The organism is Citrobacter europaeus (assembly GCA_020099315.1).
GTDB classification, from domain to species: domain Bacteria; phylum Pseudomonadota; class Gammaproteobacteria; order Enterobacterales; family Enterobacteriaceae; genus Citrobacter; species Citrobacter europaeus.
Genome location: CP083650.1, coordinates 2,109,364 through 2,124,869, shown reverse-complemented (window position 1 = coordinate 2,124,869; position 15,506 = coordinate 2,109,364). Strand labels below are relative to the sequence as shown.

General features: G+C 54.8%; 12 protein-coding genes. 3 read left to right on the top strand and 9 right to left on the bottom strand.

Annotated elements, in window-relative coordinates; genetic code table 11:
- Positions 1-27 precede the first annotated feature (27 nt).
- The 6 genes from LA337_10040 to LA337_10015 all read right to left on the bottom strand — a co-directional run bounded on the left by LA337_10040 (position 28) and on the right by LA337_10015 (position 11,038).
- Positions 28-2,628 (bottom strand): nitrate reductase, encoded by a 2,601-nt coding sequence (locus tag LA337_10040; protein UBI18000.1) that lies wholly within the window; start codon positions 2,626-2,628, stop codon positions 28-30.
- The gene (gene nirB / locus LA337_10035) at positions 2,625-6,689 is read right to left on the bottom strand and encodes a nitrite reductase large subunit NirB (protein UBI17999.1); all 4,065 of its coding nucleotides are present in this window, start codon (positions 6,687-6,689) and stop codon (positions 2,625-2,627) included. Before nirB ends, LA337_10040 begins: the two co-directional genes overlap by 4 nt.
- A 10-nt stretch (positions 6,690-6,699) precedes the next feature.
- Positions 6,700-7,488 carry an ABC transporter ATP-binding protein gene (locus LA337_10030; protein ID UBI17998.1) on the bottom strand — a complete coding sequence of 263 codons (789 nt, stop codon included), beginning with the start codon at positions 7,486-7,488 and terminating at the stop codon, positions 6,700-6,702.
- Positions 7,489-7,497: 9 nt separating this feature from the next.
- A complete protein-coding gene (ntrB, locus tag LA337_10025) occupies positions 7,498-8,373 on the bottom strand; it encodes a nitrate ABC transporter permease (GenBank protein ID UBI17997.1) in 876 nt (291 codons plus the stop codon).
- A 1-nt stretch (position 8,374) separates the two neighbouring features.
- Complete coding sequence (locus tag LA337_10020; protein ID UBI17996.1) at positions 8,375-9,634, bottom strand: ABC transporter substrate-binding protein; 1,260 nt, start codon at positions 9,632-9,634, stop codon at positions 8,375-8,377.
- A gap of 222 nt (positions 9,635-9,856) precedes the next feature.
- Positions 9,857-11,038 carry a nitrate- and nitrite sensing domain-containing protein gene (locus LA337_10015; protein UBI17995.1) on the bottom strand — a complete coding sequence of 394 codons (1,182 nt, stop codon included), beginning with the start codon at positions 11,036-11,038 and terminating at the stop codon, positions 9,857-9,859.
- Positions 11,039-11,111: 73 nt separating this feature from the next.
- Between LA337_10015 and LA337_10010 the strand changes: the two genes are divergently transcribed.
- Both LA337_10010 and LA337_10005 read left to right on the top strand, forming a co-directional pair.
- A complete protein-coding gene (locus tag LA337_10010) occupies positions 11,112-11,465 on the top strand; it encodes a DsrE/DsrF/TusD sulfur relay family protein (protein UBI17994.1) in 354 nt (117 codons plus the stop codon).
- A gap of 262 nt (positions 11,466-11,727) precedes the next feature.
- On the top strand, positions 11,728-11,973 hold the full coding sequence (locus LA337_10005; protein UBI17993.1) for a DUF1883 domain-containing protein: 246 nt from the start codon (positions 11,728-11,730) through the stop codon (positions 11,971-11,973).
- 54 nt (positions 11,974-12,027) lie between these two features.
- On the opposite strand, the gene LA337_10000 is transcribed toward LA337_10005, so the two are convergent.
- Positions 12,028-12,723 (bottom strand): gamma-glutamylcyclotransferase, encoded by a 696-nt coding sequence (locus tag LA337_10000; GenBank protein ID UBI17992.1) that lies wholly within the window; start codon positions 12,721-12,723, stop codon positions 12,028-12,030.
- Positions 12,724-12,919: 196 nt separating this feature from the next.
- Positions 12,920-13,150: a putative cation transport regulator ChaB gene (gene chaB, locus LA337_09995; GenBank protein UBI17991.1), complete on the bottom strand. Its 231-nt coding sequence runs from the start codon at positions 13,148-13,150 to the stop codon at positions 12,920-12,922.
- Between the two features lie 276 nt (positions 13,151-13,426).
- Here chaB and chaA point away from each other — a divergent pair, with 276 nt between their 5' ends.
- Entirely contained in the window at positions 13,427-14,527 is a 1,101-nt protein-coding gene (gene chaA / locus LA337_09990; protein UBI17990.1) for a sodium-potassium/proton antiporter ChaA, read from the top strand.
- 115 nt (positions 14,528-14,642) lie between these two features.
- Here chaA and kdsA read toward each other — a convergent pair whose 3' ends face one another.
- Positions 14,643-15,497 carry a 3-deoxy-8-phosphooctulonate synthase gene (gene kdsA / locus LA337_09985; GenBank protein UBI17989.1) on the bottom strand — a complete coding sequence of 285 codons (855 nt, stop codon included), beginning with the start codon at positions 15,495-15,497 and terminating at the stop codon, positions 14,643-14,645.
- Between the last annotated feature and the right edge of the window lie 9 nt (positions 15,498-15,506).

The following is a 15,506-nucleotide window of genomic DNA, read 5'->3' as shown; positions in this document are numbered from 1 at the left end:
CCTTTTCTCAAATTTTCAGGAATATCCTTAATCATTGAGTGTGATTTTTTGTGCCAGTAATGCCTTCAGTTCCGGAATACATGAGCCGCAATTGCTTCCACAACGTAATGCCTGTCCCAGTGCCTGAACCGTATCACAACCGTTAGCGATAGCCTGGGTAATGGCTTTTTCTCCTACGTTAAAACAACTGCAAATAGTCACTCCCTTATCAGCCGGAATTCCTCCGGATTTCCCGCCCAACAGCGCATGACGAGCCTGAGCATTTTCCGGCTTTTGCATGAATGCGCAGAGGATCGCCTCATCATCAATCTGCGGCGGCGTTGCTGCTGACCAGAACCCGAGCATCAGGTTGCCATCATGCCAGGCCAGCAGATTCAGCCCCCGTTCCCATTGCGCCAGTTGAAGTTGCCAGCCCTGCGCCACACAATATTGTTGTAGCCAGACGAAAATATCGCTGTCACCCGCAAGGGTATAGCGCAACGCATTGTCAGCACTTTTACGCCACCAGTGGACGAATCCCGGCAACGTCAGCGTAGAGCGGCAAAACAGCTCTGCCTGCCACCGGGGCTGCCACGCCATAATGCGCACCGCAGTCTGTTTGCTTTCCGGCTGTCCAGAGTCAGGATCGCAAACCGGGGAAACCAATGCATTTACTCGCCCCTGACGGGCAAAACGGTTATTCCAATGCATTGAGGTGAAGACGCACCCCGGCCTCTGTCCAGGGTGGATGGTTACTCTACCGACCATCACGCCGCGCGGGGAATTCACCCGGCATAGTGCACCTTCATTAAGTTTGAAGCGACCAGCATCTTCAGGTGCAACTTCTACAAGCGGCTCATTGATATGCTGCATCAGGCGTGAAATTGTCCCCGTGCGCGTCATGGTGTGCCACTGATCGCGAATGCGACCACTGTTTAACACCAATGGATATAGGGCATCGCAGGTGGTTTTCATCCCCTGCGGCGCAACAGCGACCAGGCGTAAACGTTGGTTACCACGCCACCCCTGCCAAAGATTAAGCGTTGATGAGCCTGTGCTCACCGGCCAGCGAACCGGCGTCATCTCATCCCACTGTTGGTGCGTCAGCTCAGCTAACGCGCCAATATCAAATGCACGTTCACCTCTGTTTTCATAACCAGAAAGCGCCGCATGTTCACAAAATACCTCCCAGGCGCTTTGCCAGCCAAACGCCTGGGCAAATCCCAACTGTTTCGCCATTTGCGCGACAATCCACCAGTCTGGCCGCGTCTCACCCGGCGCAGGTAAAAATGCACGCTGGCGCGAGATCCGACGTTCTGAGTTGGTCACCGTACCGTTTTTCTCCCCCCAGGCCTGCGCCGGAAACCGGATATGCGCATAGCGGCTGGTATCCGTGTCAGCCACAACTTCGGAGACAATCACCAGTGGACAGGCGGCCAGCGCCTGGCACACTGCATGGCTGTCCGGTAGTGACACCGCCGGGTTAGTCCCCATGATCCATACCGCTTTGACATCGCCTTTACCGATCGCCTCAAACAGATCTACCGCCATCAACCCTGGCGTCTGCGCCAGCCTTTCGGTGCCCCAGAAACGGGCCAGGCGGGCAAGATCCTGAGGTTCAAAATTCATATGCGCCGCCAGTTGGGTCGCCAGCCCACCAACCTCCCGTCCGCCCATCGCATTGGGTTGTCCGGTCAGCGAAAATGGGCCGCACCCCTCCCGTCCAAATTTACCGCTGGCCAGATGTACATTGATAATCGCATTGCATTTGTCGCTACCGCTGGCGGACTGGTTAATGCCCATGGTGTAAAGCGTGATGGCTGTTGACGCGCGCGTAAACCAGTCATAGAAGGTGACAACATCAGCAACATCCAGCTCGCAAAATTGCGCGACACGCTCCAGATTCCAGTCGCGGGCGATAGCAAACGTTTCTGCAGCGTCATCAAATTCACTCCGCGCATCACCCTCAGCCACAATCCGGTTCAGTAAGCCTACAAACAGTCCGGCATCGCTACCGGGCAGCAGGGAAAGATGCAGATCGGCGATATCACAGGTGGCGGTGCGACGAGGATCGATAACCACAACCTTCATCGACGGATTGGCACTACGCGCCTGTACCAGACGCTGATACAGCACCGGATGCGTCCATGCCGCATTCGATCCCACCAACACCACCAAATCGCTGCATTCGATATCCTCATAGCTGCAGGGCACCACATCCGCCCCCAACGCCCGCTTGTACCCGGTCACCGCAGACGACATACAAAGCCGCGAATTGGTATCAATGTTGGCCGCGCCAATGAAACCTTTCATCAGCTTATTCGCCGCATAGTAATCCTCCGTCAGCAGTTGCCCGGAGGCATAAAAGGCCACGGCATGCGGACCATGCTGAGCAATGATAGCGCGCAGGCGTTCACCGGCGGTATCCAGCGCCTGCGACCAGCTTGCCGTTGCGCCATCCACCATTGGCTGCAACAACCTGCCGCTGAGTCCTGTGGTTTCAGCCAGCGCCGCGCCTTTGACGCACAAGCGGCCAAAGTTTGCCGGATGTTCGGGGTCGCCTCTGACGGTGACACCATTGTTGTCCACCTGCGCAATTACGCCGCAGCCAACGCCACAGTACGGGCACGTTGTACGAGTCTCACTCATGATGCCTCCGCCCGCAGGATCAGCGCCTGAGTTCCCACCCACACTTTTCCAGCCTCCACTTTCACCGGCCAGGCGCGTACCGCCTGTTCTCCGCTGTCATACTGGCGGCCATCGCGCAGACGAATACGTTGTTTATACAGCGGCGAGATAACAATCGGCTCACCCTGCACGTCCCCCAGAATACCGCGTGATAACACCTGAGCAGAACTACCGGGTTCAAGGTTATCAAGGGCATAAATCGTCTGCCCAAAGCGAAATAACGCGATTTGTACGTCTCCCAGGCGAGCACCAATACCCGCCTGCTCAGGGATCGCATCAAGGGCGCATATTTCCTGCCAGGGTTTTGTCGGTAATAACTCCCGAACTCTGGATGCAGATGCCGCCAACTGCGGCTGCCCGCGCAAAGGCGCGCGTGCAATCGTCTCATCCGGCTCATCACTATTGATGTAAGAACGAAACAGCGCCAGGCGCTGCGGGCTGCTGAGCGTGGTTTGCCATTCACACTGATAACTTTCCACAACCCGCGCCATCTCTTGTTCCAGTTCGCTGGCAATACCTAAACTGTCGTCAAGGATCACCTCACGTAAATATTCAATACCGCCTTCCAGGTTATCCATCCAGGTGCTGGTACGTTGCAGACGATCGGCGGTGCGAATGTAGAACATCAGGAAACGGTCGATGGTACTCATCAGCGCGACATCATCCAAATCACTGGCAAACAGACAGGCATGGCGCGGTTTCATTCCTCCGTTGCCGCACAGATAGAGATTCCAGCCTTTATCCGTCGCAATGACGCCGACATCTTTGCCCTGCGCCTCGGCGCATTCCCGGGTACAACCGGAAACCGCCATTTTAATTTTGTGTGGCGCGCGCAGCCCTTTGTAGCGATTTTCAAGTATCACCGCCATTGCCGTTGAGTCCTGTACACCGTAGCGACACCAGGTTGAGCCCACGCAGGACTTCACTGTACGCAACGACTTCCCGTACGCATGCCCTGTTTCAAACCCCGCCGCCACCAGCTCGCGCCAGATATCTGGTAACTGCTCCAGACGCGCACCAAAAAGATCCACCCGCTGCCCGCCGGTAATTTTGCTGTACAGCTGGAAACGTTTCGCAATCTGGCCTATAGCGATCAGGCCGTCTGGTGTGACCTCTCCCGCAGGCATACGTGGAACCACGGAATAGGAACCGTCTTTTTGAATATTGGCAAAATAGCGATCGTTAGTGTCCTGCAACGGTAAGTGCGCAGGTTTAAGCAGATACTCATTCCAGCAGGACGCCAGCACTGACCCCACCAGAGGTTTGCAGATTTCGCAGCCGTGACCATGACCGTAACGGCTAATCAACTGTTCGAAAGTATGAATATGGTTCACCCGTACCAGGTGATAAATCTCCTGGCGCGACCAGGGAAAGTGTTCACAGATATCCTTTTTAACCTCAACGCCCTGGGCCGCAAGTTGGTGCTCCATCACCTGTTTAACCAGCGCGCTGCATCCGCCACATCCAGTCGCAGCTTTCGTGCACTGCTTGATGGCGCCCATGTCCGTCGCGCCCGCGCTCACCGCCTGACATATATCGGCCTTACTGACGTTATGACAAGAGCAGATTTGCGCAGTATCGGGCAATGCCGCAACCCCAAGCGCTTTCGACGCACCGCCCGCCAGCGAGGGCAGGATCAGCGATTCCGGCTGACCGGGAAGCGGCATCCCATTGAGCATCATTTGCAGTAGCGTGGCGTAATCGCCAGCATCGCCAACCAACACCCCACCCAACAGCGTTTTGCCCTCCGCGCTGACGACGATTTTTTTGTAGATCTGCTCGGGACCATGCGTCCATTGGTAACTTTTCGCGCCCGGCGTACGGGCATGCGCATCGCCAAAAGAAGCGACATCGACGCCCAGCAGCTTGAGTTTGGTACTCATATCCGCGCCGCTAAAGCTGACATCGTCTCCGGCCAGCTGTGCGGCGACCACCCGCGCCATTTGATACCCCGGCGCGACAAGGCCAAAGACTCGCCCTTCCCACAGCGCACATTCGCCGATTGCAAAAATGGCGTCATCTGACGTGCGACAGTGGTTATCGATACAAATCCCACCGCGTTCGCCAATATTTAATCCGCTACGACGCGCCAGCGCATCCTGCGGACGAATCCCCGCAGAAAAGACCACCATTTCAGTTTCCAGCTTTTCGCCATCGGCAAAGTGCAGTACCAGCCCGTCAGAAGTGCTTTCAATTTCCGTGGTCGATTTCGCGGTGTGGACGCCAACGCCCAGCGCTTCTATCTTTTCTCGCAGCATCGCGGCACCGGCGTTATCCAGTTGTACCGCCATCAGATTAGCCGCAAATTCAACGACATGCGTTTCCAGCCCAAGCTGACGCAGCGCGTTCGCCGCCTCCAGACCAAGCAGGCCTCCGCCGATAACCACCCCGCGGCGCGCACTTTTCGCTTTCGCTGCAATGGCATCCAGATCGTCCAACGTACGATAAACAAAGCAGGATGGAGAATCCCCACCTTTCACGGGAGGGACAAACGGATACGATCCGGTGGCAAGCACCAGCGCATCCCAGTGGGTTTCATGTCCGTCGGCGTTACGGATGACGCGCGTTTCACGATCGATCCCGGTCACGCATTGCCCCAAACGTAGCTCGATGCCATTGCGGGCAAAGAAATCATCTGCGACAAGCGAAAGTGATTGCGCGCTGCGCCCGGCGAAATACTCAGACAGATGCACCCGGTCATAGGCGGCATAACGTTCCTCGCCAAACACCACGATGTGATAATGCAAATGCAGATTACGGCTTACGCATTGCTCGAGAAAATGGTGGCCAACCATACCGTGTCCCACAACAGCCAGCGTCGGTTTTGTCATCGTCATCTGTCCTGCAGCCGATGGCTGCGTATCAAAGCGGTCGAAGAGCCAGTCTGATTGTGCTGTCGCCCCCTGGGCCAGCAAATCGGTTAACGGCGCGGCGCTGCGGCAATCGCCCATCAGCAGCACGCCATGGAGTTTTCCGTCACGCGTCAGCAAGCGGCGGTAGTGCCCGCTAAGCGGATCGTATGTACTCAGGATGGCATCCGTCGCCGTCGCGTCTGTTACACCTGCACTAAACAGATCAATGCCCGTCACCTTGAGACGCGTTCCGCTCGACTGCCAGCCAAATCCGGCACAGGTAAAACCCGCCAGTCGCGCAGCCAACACCTCTGCCTGCTTCAGACACGGCGCGACCAGCCCCCACGTCTGGCCGTTAATCTCGCAGCATTCTCCGACAGCGCTAATGTTGGGCGTTGAGGTGCGAAGTTGATCATCCACCACGATCCCCTGCTGACAAACTACGCCGCACGCCTGCGCCAGGCGGATATTGGGTTTTACCCCCGTGGCAATCACCACGCCATTCGCCGCAATCCGCTGGCCATCCAGCAACGTGACGCTGTCGGCTTCGATACTGGTGATGCCTGAACCAAGTTCACAGCGAATGCCACGACTCGTCAGTTGAGCCTGCAACAGGTCGCTGGCCAGTTGATCAAGCTGTTGTTCCATCAGCCTACCCGTGCGATGAATTAACGTGACGTTGTCACCATTAAGGCGTAATGCTGCCGCCGCCTCTACGCCAAGAACGCCACCGCCCAGCACCACCTTTGGCCCAGACCGCTGGAGAATCGCCTCAACATCCTGCATCGAGCGAAAAGCATGAACATGCGGCTGTTTACCGCCGGGAATAGGCGGAATAAACGGATACGATCCGGTGGCAAATACCAGCTCATCCCAGAACATAAGCCGTTTTGTCGTGGTCAGGCTGTGGCTGGCGGCATCAACAGTCAGCACGGTTTCACCGCTTAGCACCGTCACGCCGTGGTCGAGATACCACTGCGCCGGGTGAAGTAAGGTTTGCGCAAAGGCCTTTTCTCCCCCCAGTACCGGTGAAAGTTGGATCCGGTTGTAAGCAAGCTGCGGCTCTTCACCGATAACGGTGATGGCAATGTTGCAATCCCTGTACGTAATAAGCGCCTCAATCAGGCGAGTAGCCGCCATGCCATGACCTACAATGACCAGTCGCGTCATATCACCCTCCTTACGCCGCCTTCGGCTGTTTCTCATACAGAAAATGGAGAATGCGTTGTCGTAGCTGATGGTATCGGCTGTCATCGGCGAGCTGGACCCGATTGCGTGGGCGCGGCAAATCAACCGTCAGGATCTCGCCTACCGTCGCCGCCGGCCCGTTGGTCATCATCAGAACCCGGTCGGAAAGCAGCACGGCTTCATCAACGTCGTGAGTGATCAGCACAATGGTGGTGTTCAGCGACTGTTGAATGTGCATCACCGTATCCTGCAGATGCGCCCTGGTGAGCGCATCCAGTGCGCCAAACGGTTCATCCATGAGCAGGACTTTGGGTTTCATCGCCAGCGCCCGGGCAATACCCACGCGCTGCTTCATCCCACCAGAGACTTCACCGGGGTGTTTATGCATCGCGTGGCCCATCTGGACGCGATGCAGGTTGTGCTCGATCCACTCGCGTCGTTCGGCTTTGCTCATGGTGTGGCGGAAAACCTGATCGACGGCCAGGGCTACATTGTCGAAGCAGGTCAGCCACGGCAGCAGCGAATGATTCTGGAAAACGACCGCCCGCTCAGGCCCAGGCCCGGCAATTTCGCGATTATCACAAATCAGGCCTCCTTCCGTAGGCAGCGTAATGCCGGCAATCAGATTCAAAAGCGTCGACTTGCCGCAACCGGAGTGTCCAATCAAACTGACGGTCTCCCCTTCATGGATATCAAAAGAGACATTGTGGAGCGCGAGGAACTCACCGCTGGCGGTCGAGAAACGCTGGCTGACCGCCTGGATCTGAATAATGGGTTTCATGTTGTCTCCTTATTTTTCCTGCCAGCTAAACCGACGTGCCACCAGCATTAGCCCCTGCTCAAGCAGCAGGCCTACAACGCCGATGATGACGATAGCGATGAGAATGTTTTCGACGTTAAGGTTGTTCCACTCATTCCAGATCCAAAAACCAATCCCCAACCCGCCGGTGAGCATTTCGGCTGCCACAATCACCAACCAGGCGATGCCGATAGACAGGCGTATGCCAGTGAGGATCGCCGGCAGCACGGCGGGGAAAAGTATCCGTCGCATCACCGTCCACTCTGAGAGCTGCAGTACGCGAGCAACGTTGAGATAATCGTCAGGAATTCTCCGCACCCCTTCGGCGGTGTTGATCACCATCGGCCATATAGAACAGATAAAGATGGTCCAGCTCGATGCGGGTTCCGCTTTTTGAAACAACAGCAGTCCAATCGGCAGCCAGGCCAGCGGGCTGACCGGGCGCAACAGCGCAATCAGCGGCGAAAACATGTGCGAGAAGAAGGTATAACGCCCAATCAGAAATCCCAGCGGGATCCCCACCAGCGCCGCTAATCCGAAACCGACAGCAACCCGTTGCAACGACGCCAGCACGTTCCAGCCGATCCCCATATCATTCGGCCCGCCGTTATAGAACGGATCGGCAAACAGCGTCAGGGCTGAATCCAGAGTGCTCAGCGGCGTAGGAAATCCTTTGCTGTTGATAGCGGCCAGTTGCCAACACACCACCAGCAAGGCAATCCCCAGCAGAGCGGGTATGGCTCGCCTGAGCCATGCGTTTAACCATAACGACCACGGCATTTTGCGCTTTCTGACCTTCATCGTTGATAGCGTTATGACTTCACCAACTGCCGGTTCAGGGGATTTAAGCTGCGTATTTTGTTTCATCTCAGGCTCCTGTACGGTGGAGGGTAAAACTGTTGGCATAGGCTTCTGGATTGCGGCCATCCCATACGGAACCGTCCATCAGCGTACTGGTACGTAACAGTTGCGCAGGCGGTGTTATCCCACCAACCGCAGCTGCCGCATCGCGCCAGATATCGGTCCGGTTGATGCGCGCGGCAATGGCTGCATAATCCGGTTGTTGCTTTAACAATCCCCAACGGCGGAACTGGGTCAGAAACCACATGCCATCTGAATGCCATGGAAAACTCACCTCGCCGTCGCAAAAAAAGCGTATGGCATGCGGATCCTGCCAGCGACGACCTGCCCCGTTGACGTACTCACCCAGCATTCTTCCCGTCAGATAGCTTTCTTTGGTATTGAGCCAGGCCCGGCGCGCCAGAATTTGTGCTGTTTCGCGTTTGTTGGCGTCACTGGCATCTATCCAGCGCGACGCTTCAAGCAGCGCGCTAACCAGCGCCCGGGCAGTATGTGGATATTTTTCTACCCACTCCCGGCGCGTACCGAGTACTTTTTCCGGATGGTCGGGCCAGATTTCCTGAGACGTCGCCGCGGTAAAACCGATGCGGTCGTTGATCGCCCGCGCATTCCACGGCTCGCCGACGCAGAATCCGCTCATATTGCCAATGCGCATGTTCATCACCATTTGCGGAGGCGGTACCACGACGGTGCGAACATCGGTGAAAGGATTGATGTCAGCGCTGGCCAGCCAGTAATAGAGCCACATGGCATGTGTGCCGGTGGGAAAGGTATGCGCGAAGGTATAGGTTCCAGGCGCCTGCGAGACGATCAGTTTCTTCAGCGCAGACGCATCGGTAATCCCCTGCTCCAGCAGCGTTGCGGAGAGCGTGATCGCCTGCCCGTTCTGATTGAGCGTCATCAGATTGGCCATTGGCTGCGCTTTACTGGCAATCCCCAGTTCCAGTCCATACAACAGGCCGTACAGAACATGCGCAGCATCCAGCTCTCCAGAGACCAGTTTGTCACGCACTGCGGCCCAGCTTGCCTCTTTGGTCGGCACCAGCGTAATGCCGTATTTATTATCAAAACCTTTCAACGCGGCGATAACCAGCGGCGCGCAGTCGGTTAGCGGAATAAAACCGACCCGAACGGTAGTGATCTCCGGCGCATCAGAGCCTGCCGCCCAGACCGAGGACATCAGTCCTGGAATCAGGGAACTGGCCCCCATCACGGCACTTGCCTGCAAAAACCGCCGCCGCGTTAACGAAACTGCTCTGTCACCCATACATGCTCCCCATAAAAAAAGGCGTCCAACAATGCCGAAGCATTGCAGGACGCCTTTATCCTCAAAACAGTCAGACCGCCGTTGGCCTGCTGCTAAATTGTCTGTATGAGTGAATGCAATTCAGATGCCAGAATTACACTGGCAGTTTTAGCGGGTTCGACGCGTAGCAGACGTCGCGGTGCACCCAAATATGGCAGGCGCTGCCCGTCCGTTGTGCAGCCGCTATCCCTGCATCAGGGATTTGACGGTAAGCAGTGCCCGGGCGATATCCACCATCCGTTGGTTCTTATCCATCGCCATTTTTCGCAATAGCTGCCACGCCTGTTCTTCGCTGACCTGCTGATGATTCATCAGGATGCTTTTTGCTTTATCAATCACCTTGCGCTCCTCTAAGGCATCCTGCAATGAGGCCAGTTGGGCGCTCATTTGTTCCAGCTGGCGGGCCTGCTGGCGAACAACCCACAATAATTGTTTATCCCGGCGTAGCGAGAGGGGTTCCTCAGCACGGTCATCAAGCCAGTTGTCGAGCGGCAACGCGTAAGTTTCTTCCGCCAGCCGACCCGCCACGGCGTTCAGCCATTCGGTAATCAGCATCTCTTCGAGATGGCGTAATTGTTCAAGGCGCTGCGTTTGCAGCGTGAACCAGCGTAGCGCACTTTCGCCGTTATCGAGTTGGGGTTGTCTCGTACAGGCCTGGCGTCGCAGTTGTTCGATCTCGCCCGATGCCTCGCATTGCTGGCGAAAATGCTGCACCAGCACAGGTGAAGCCAGGGAAATAAAGGTATCAAAGCACGGCTGCTGCCCGTCGATTCTGTCCACCAGCTCCTGGCGCATCGGAGGATTAAACTCGCCCTGGGTAAAGCCAATGGCCCCTAATGCCCGCTCTTGCCCCACCAGTTCTTTACCCTGCATAAAACTGTACAGCGCCACCAGTCCACCTGCGACATGGGGATAATCGATGCTGTCGTTAAGCTGCGGTACAATACCCAGCAGATGGCGTAACATCCGGCTATATTGCTCCATCGCCTGCTGCGCATCGACAATCTGTCCGCTGACAGACTCACGCAGCGTCGTTAGCTGATCGAGACACCAGACGGTGCCAGCAATGCGGTGACACAACGCACTGCCCACCACCGGCATAATGTGCTGGAAAAGGATATGCAGTTGCCGACACTCCTCATCCACCAGCGCCCGACTGGCACGGACCTCCCGATCATAAAGCGTACCTTGAGAACACAACCAGATATTGGATGCACCGCGTTCGCACTGTAGCATATGCACCAGATGGCTGATGCGTATCACCAGCTTACCGGACTGCGCCAGTTGGCGAAGCTGGGTGTTCTCAAGCTGGCGGGCATGGCGAAACCATTGCGTCGCGCCGGAATTTTGTGCATTTGTCATCATCTCTGCCCTCACCGATAACGGGTTATCCCTGAGGACAAGCAATATCCATGCCCCCCTGACAACAGGAGTAATAATGCAAAAGATAGTGATCGTCGCGAACGGTGCGGCCTATGGAAGTGAATCCTTATTTAACAGCCTGCGACTGGCTATCGCCCTGCGCGAACAAGAATCGGATCTCGACCTGCGCCTGTTTTTAATGTCGGACGCGGTAACCGCGGGATTACGAGGACAGAAACCAGCGGAAGGATACAATATTCAGCAAATGCTGGAGATTCTGACGGCGCAAAATGTGCCGGTAAAACTGTGCAAAACCTGCACCGATGGCCGAGGCATAACGGAGCTGCCGTTAATCGACGGAGTCGCCGTCGGTACGCTGGTAGAACTGGCTCAATGGACGTTGGCTGCAGATAAAGTGCTAACCTTCTGATACACCGCTTTCAGGCAAGCACACTGAAAGTGTCGATAATTTCCGGATTTAATCGTAGATGGGCGCGGTTTCGTTGAACGTTAGCACGCCCTTTCAACCCTTTTGAGGGATTTTGTCACTTTTGTTTAATCGTTATGCCATTTTTTGATCAAAATCAGCATCCTGTGGCTCACCCTTTGGTGTTATGCCATGAGTGAAATGTGAACAACATCACGCAGCACTTTCGACAGAAAGTACGTTGTTTTCAAGAACGGGGTGAAAAATGGCATTAGTGAAGGCGAGTTTAAAGTTATTTGGTGGCGATACGGTGGTGGTGCGCTGTTCTGAGCGCTGTCATATCCATCTGATGAGCGAGAAAAATCACGTCAAAGACACGCAGTCCGATATTTTAAGCGTGCAGGATCGTGATAACGCATGGTTGACCGTGCCCTATACCGGCATCTGGAATGTGCTGATCGACAGCCACAGCCAGTCGCTCGAGCATTCGATAAGTTATATTGCAGCCTAAGGGTTAAATGCCCGAAGAGCGTCTGGCTTTCGGGCATACAGTTCCAGACTGGAGTCAGGCGAACCCTGGTCGCATAACGCCTTCTGGCAGGTTCTCTCCCAACAATCGTTTGACCGTGATCACCAAATCGTTAAGACAATCATCCTGCATCCCTAACTTAACCAGCTCTTGTTCCAGCGAGAACAGATACTGGGCGTTAGTGCCTAAAGGTCCACTGGCGGCGGCAATCAGCGGCGCGATCACCTGCGCTCGCGTGTCTGACTCAAACAGCGGGTGACGCGGATCCATAATAAAGACCAGCGCGTTCACCGTCCTGCCATCATCCAGCGCCAACTGACACCAGGTCGGCAGATAACAGCCGGTGATCATTTCTCGCTTCCACAGCAGCGAAAGCTCTTGTTCCAGGGATGCCTCCGGCAAGCGGTAGGCCACACCGGTGGTGCGTCCCCCTTCTTTCAGGGCCAGCATGCGTCCTGGCTGACACGCCGTTCCTCGTCCCGCCGTCAGGCGCAGACAGAAAGCACGGTGCCAGCCGACTAACGTCCCGGTACAAGACTCTTCAAACTCTAAGGCCGGGTTCCACATCAACGATCCATAACCAAAGATCCACACCGGTCCATCATCTGGTCGGCAAGCGAGCGTGGCGGCCAGTGAGGCTGCACGTTGTTCCGCTGACCAGAGTAGTGATTCTTCAATAGCACCAAATGCCGTCTTACAGTCGGCATTCAATAAAAAATCACGCGTTAACACCTTACACCTCCGCCACTGCAGCTTCCCTGCGACAACTTTTTTGACGCCTTCCGGGCTTTTTTACTGCTCATTTTGAAACCAATAGCTGGACAATAGGCAATTCACCGCTCGCTTGCAAGCCAGCAACGGCGCGGCGTAGCACGATTCGCTAACGCCTGATGCTGGCTAGTTCATAAAGGCATTATAATTGATACTGTTACGTCTTTTTATGCCATTTATCATCATCACCTTTTTGATAATCATTTTTGACCGCGGCCCACGCCACCTTGTGCGCCGTCTCTTCGCGGGTGGCATCATCACGACGGTCAGATTTATCTTTATACTGTTCCCAGGCGCTGTTGAAAGCTTCTTTGTAGATGTCCTGAGCATGGGCTGGCAGAACATGCTGCACGCTGTCAGGCAGATCGCTTTTAGATTTATACGGCATTGTGAACTCCTCTTTTTAGGCTAAACCTTAAGTGTGGTTAACAATGCGGCGATACGCCAACAAAAGACATTTTTAGAAACTTTCTTCATCTAACCTTCTGTTAATTAAACAGTCTATAAACAAGAAATTTGTTTTTGACCGCTTTGAGAGGAAAAATAAGCGATGTAGTAAAATTTCGTAAAATGTCACCTACAAAACCAGGTTTTCTGTTATTTTTTACATTCTTTAATACTTTTTATAATTATAAATACCTGCAGAGATGGAGAAATTAGTTCAATGACACAAGTACATGAGGCGGTAAAAACCCGCCACAAGGAGACCTCTCTCGTCTTCCCGATTTTGGCGCTGGTAGTACTGTTCTTCTGGGGGAGCAGTCAGTCACTACCAGTGGTCATCGGTATCAATGCGCTGGCCCTTATTGGTATATTAAGCAGCGCATTTAGCGTTGTCCGTCATGCGGATGTATTAGCGCATCGACTTGGCGAACCCTACGGGTCGCTGATCCTCAGCCTGTCCGTTGTTATTCTTGAAGTCAGCTTAATCTCCGCATTAATGGCGACCGGCGATGCCGCGCCTACGCTCATGCGCGATACGCTGTATTCAATCATTATGATCGTAACCGGCGGTCTGGTCGGTTTTTCATTACTGTTAGGTGGCCGTAAATTTGCTACTCAGTACATGAACCTGTTTGGTATTAAGCAGTATTTAATCGCCCTGTTTCCGCTGGCTATTATTGTACTGGTGTTCCCAATGGCTTTGCCGGGAGCGAATTTCACTACCGCGCAGGCGCTGCTGGTGGCATTAATTTCTGCGGCGATGTACGGCGTGTTTTTGCTGATACAAACTAAAACCCACCAGAGCCTGTTCATTTACGAGCATGAAGACGAGGGTGACGACGATGACCCGCATCACGGTAAACCGTCAGCCCACAGCAATATGTGGCACGCCGCCTGGCTTATCATTCATCTGATCGCTGTAATCGCCGTGACCAAGATGAACGCCAGCCCGCTGGAGACATTGCTGACTGAACTGAATGCCCCAGTGGCATTTACCGGTTTCCTGGTCGCATTGCTGATCCTCTCTCCTGAGGGTCTGGGCGCGCTGAAAGCGGTTCTGAGTAATCAGGTTCAGCGGGCGATGAATTTGTTCTTCGGTTCGGTGTTAGCCACCATTTCACTGACCGTTCCGGTCGTAACGCTGATCGCATGGGCAACCGGGAATGATTTGGTCTTTGCGCTGGGCGCGCCAGAGATGATTGTGATGGTTTCATCGCTGGTACTGTGCCATATCTCTTTCTCTACCGGACGCACCAACGTGCTTAACGGCGCGGCGCATCTGGCGCTGTTTATCGCCTATCTGATGACGATATTTGCCTGAAAAAAAGCCGGATACGACGCAATGCGTCTTATCCGGCCTGGAGTATGTTTCACTTCATTTCTTACGGTTTTGTCGGCCCGATAAGCGTTGGCGCTATCGGGCGGTCAAACCAGACTTAGTTCTCGGTATCCAGCTCGTCGAAGCTTTTCACCAGGTCATCAATCGCTTTAATCTGCGTCAGGAACTGTTCCAGCTTCGCCAGCGGCAGTGCGGATGGGCCATCGCATTTCGCATTGGCTGGATCCGGATGCGCTTCAATAAACAGACCTGCCAGGCCTACCGCCATACCGGCACGCGCCAGTTCGGTAACCTGCGCGCGACGACCACCGCTTGCTGCGCCAAACGGGTCGCGGCACTGCAGCGCATGGGTGACGTCAAAAATCACCGGTGAATTGCCGGAGACTTTCTTCATCACGCTGAAGCCAAGCATGTCCACAACCAGATTGTCATAACCAAAGTTCGCGCCACGGTCGCACAGAATAACTTTATCGTTACCGCCCTCATGGAATTTATCCACGATATTACCCATCTGGCCCGGGCTTACGAACTGCGGTTTCTTCACGTTGATAACGGCACCGGTTTTCGCCATCGCTTCCACCAGATCGGTTTGACGAGCGAGGAATGCCGGCAGCTGAATCACATCCACCACGTCAGCAACAGGCTGTGCCTGGCTGGCTTCGTGAACGTCGGTGATCACTTTTACGCCAAAAGTCTGCTTCAGTTCCTGGAAGATTTTCATCCCTTCTTCAAGGCCCGGCCCACGGTAAGAGTGGATGGAAGAACGGTTGGCTTTATCAAAGGAGGCTTTGAACACGTAAGGGATACCCAGCTTTTGAGTAACGGTTACGTAGTGCTCACAAATGCGCATCGCCAGATCGCGGGATTCCAGCACGTTCATTCCGCCAAACAGCACGAACGGCAGGTCATTTGCCACGTTGATGTCGCCAATGCTAACCACTTTTTGTTTCATAGGATCGCC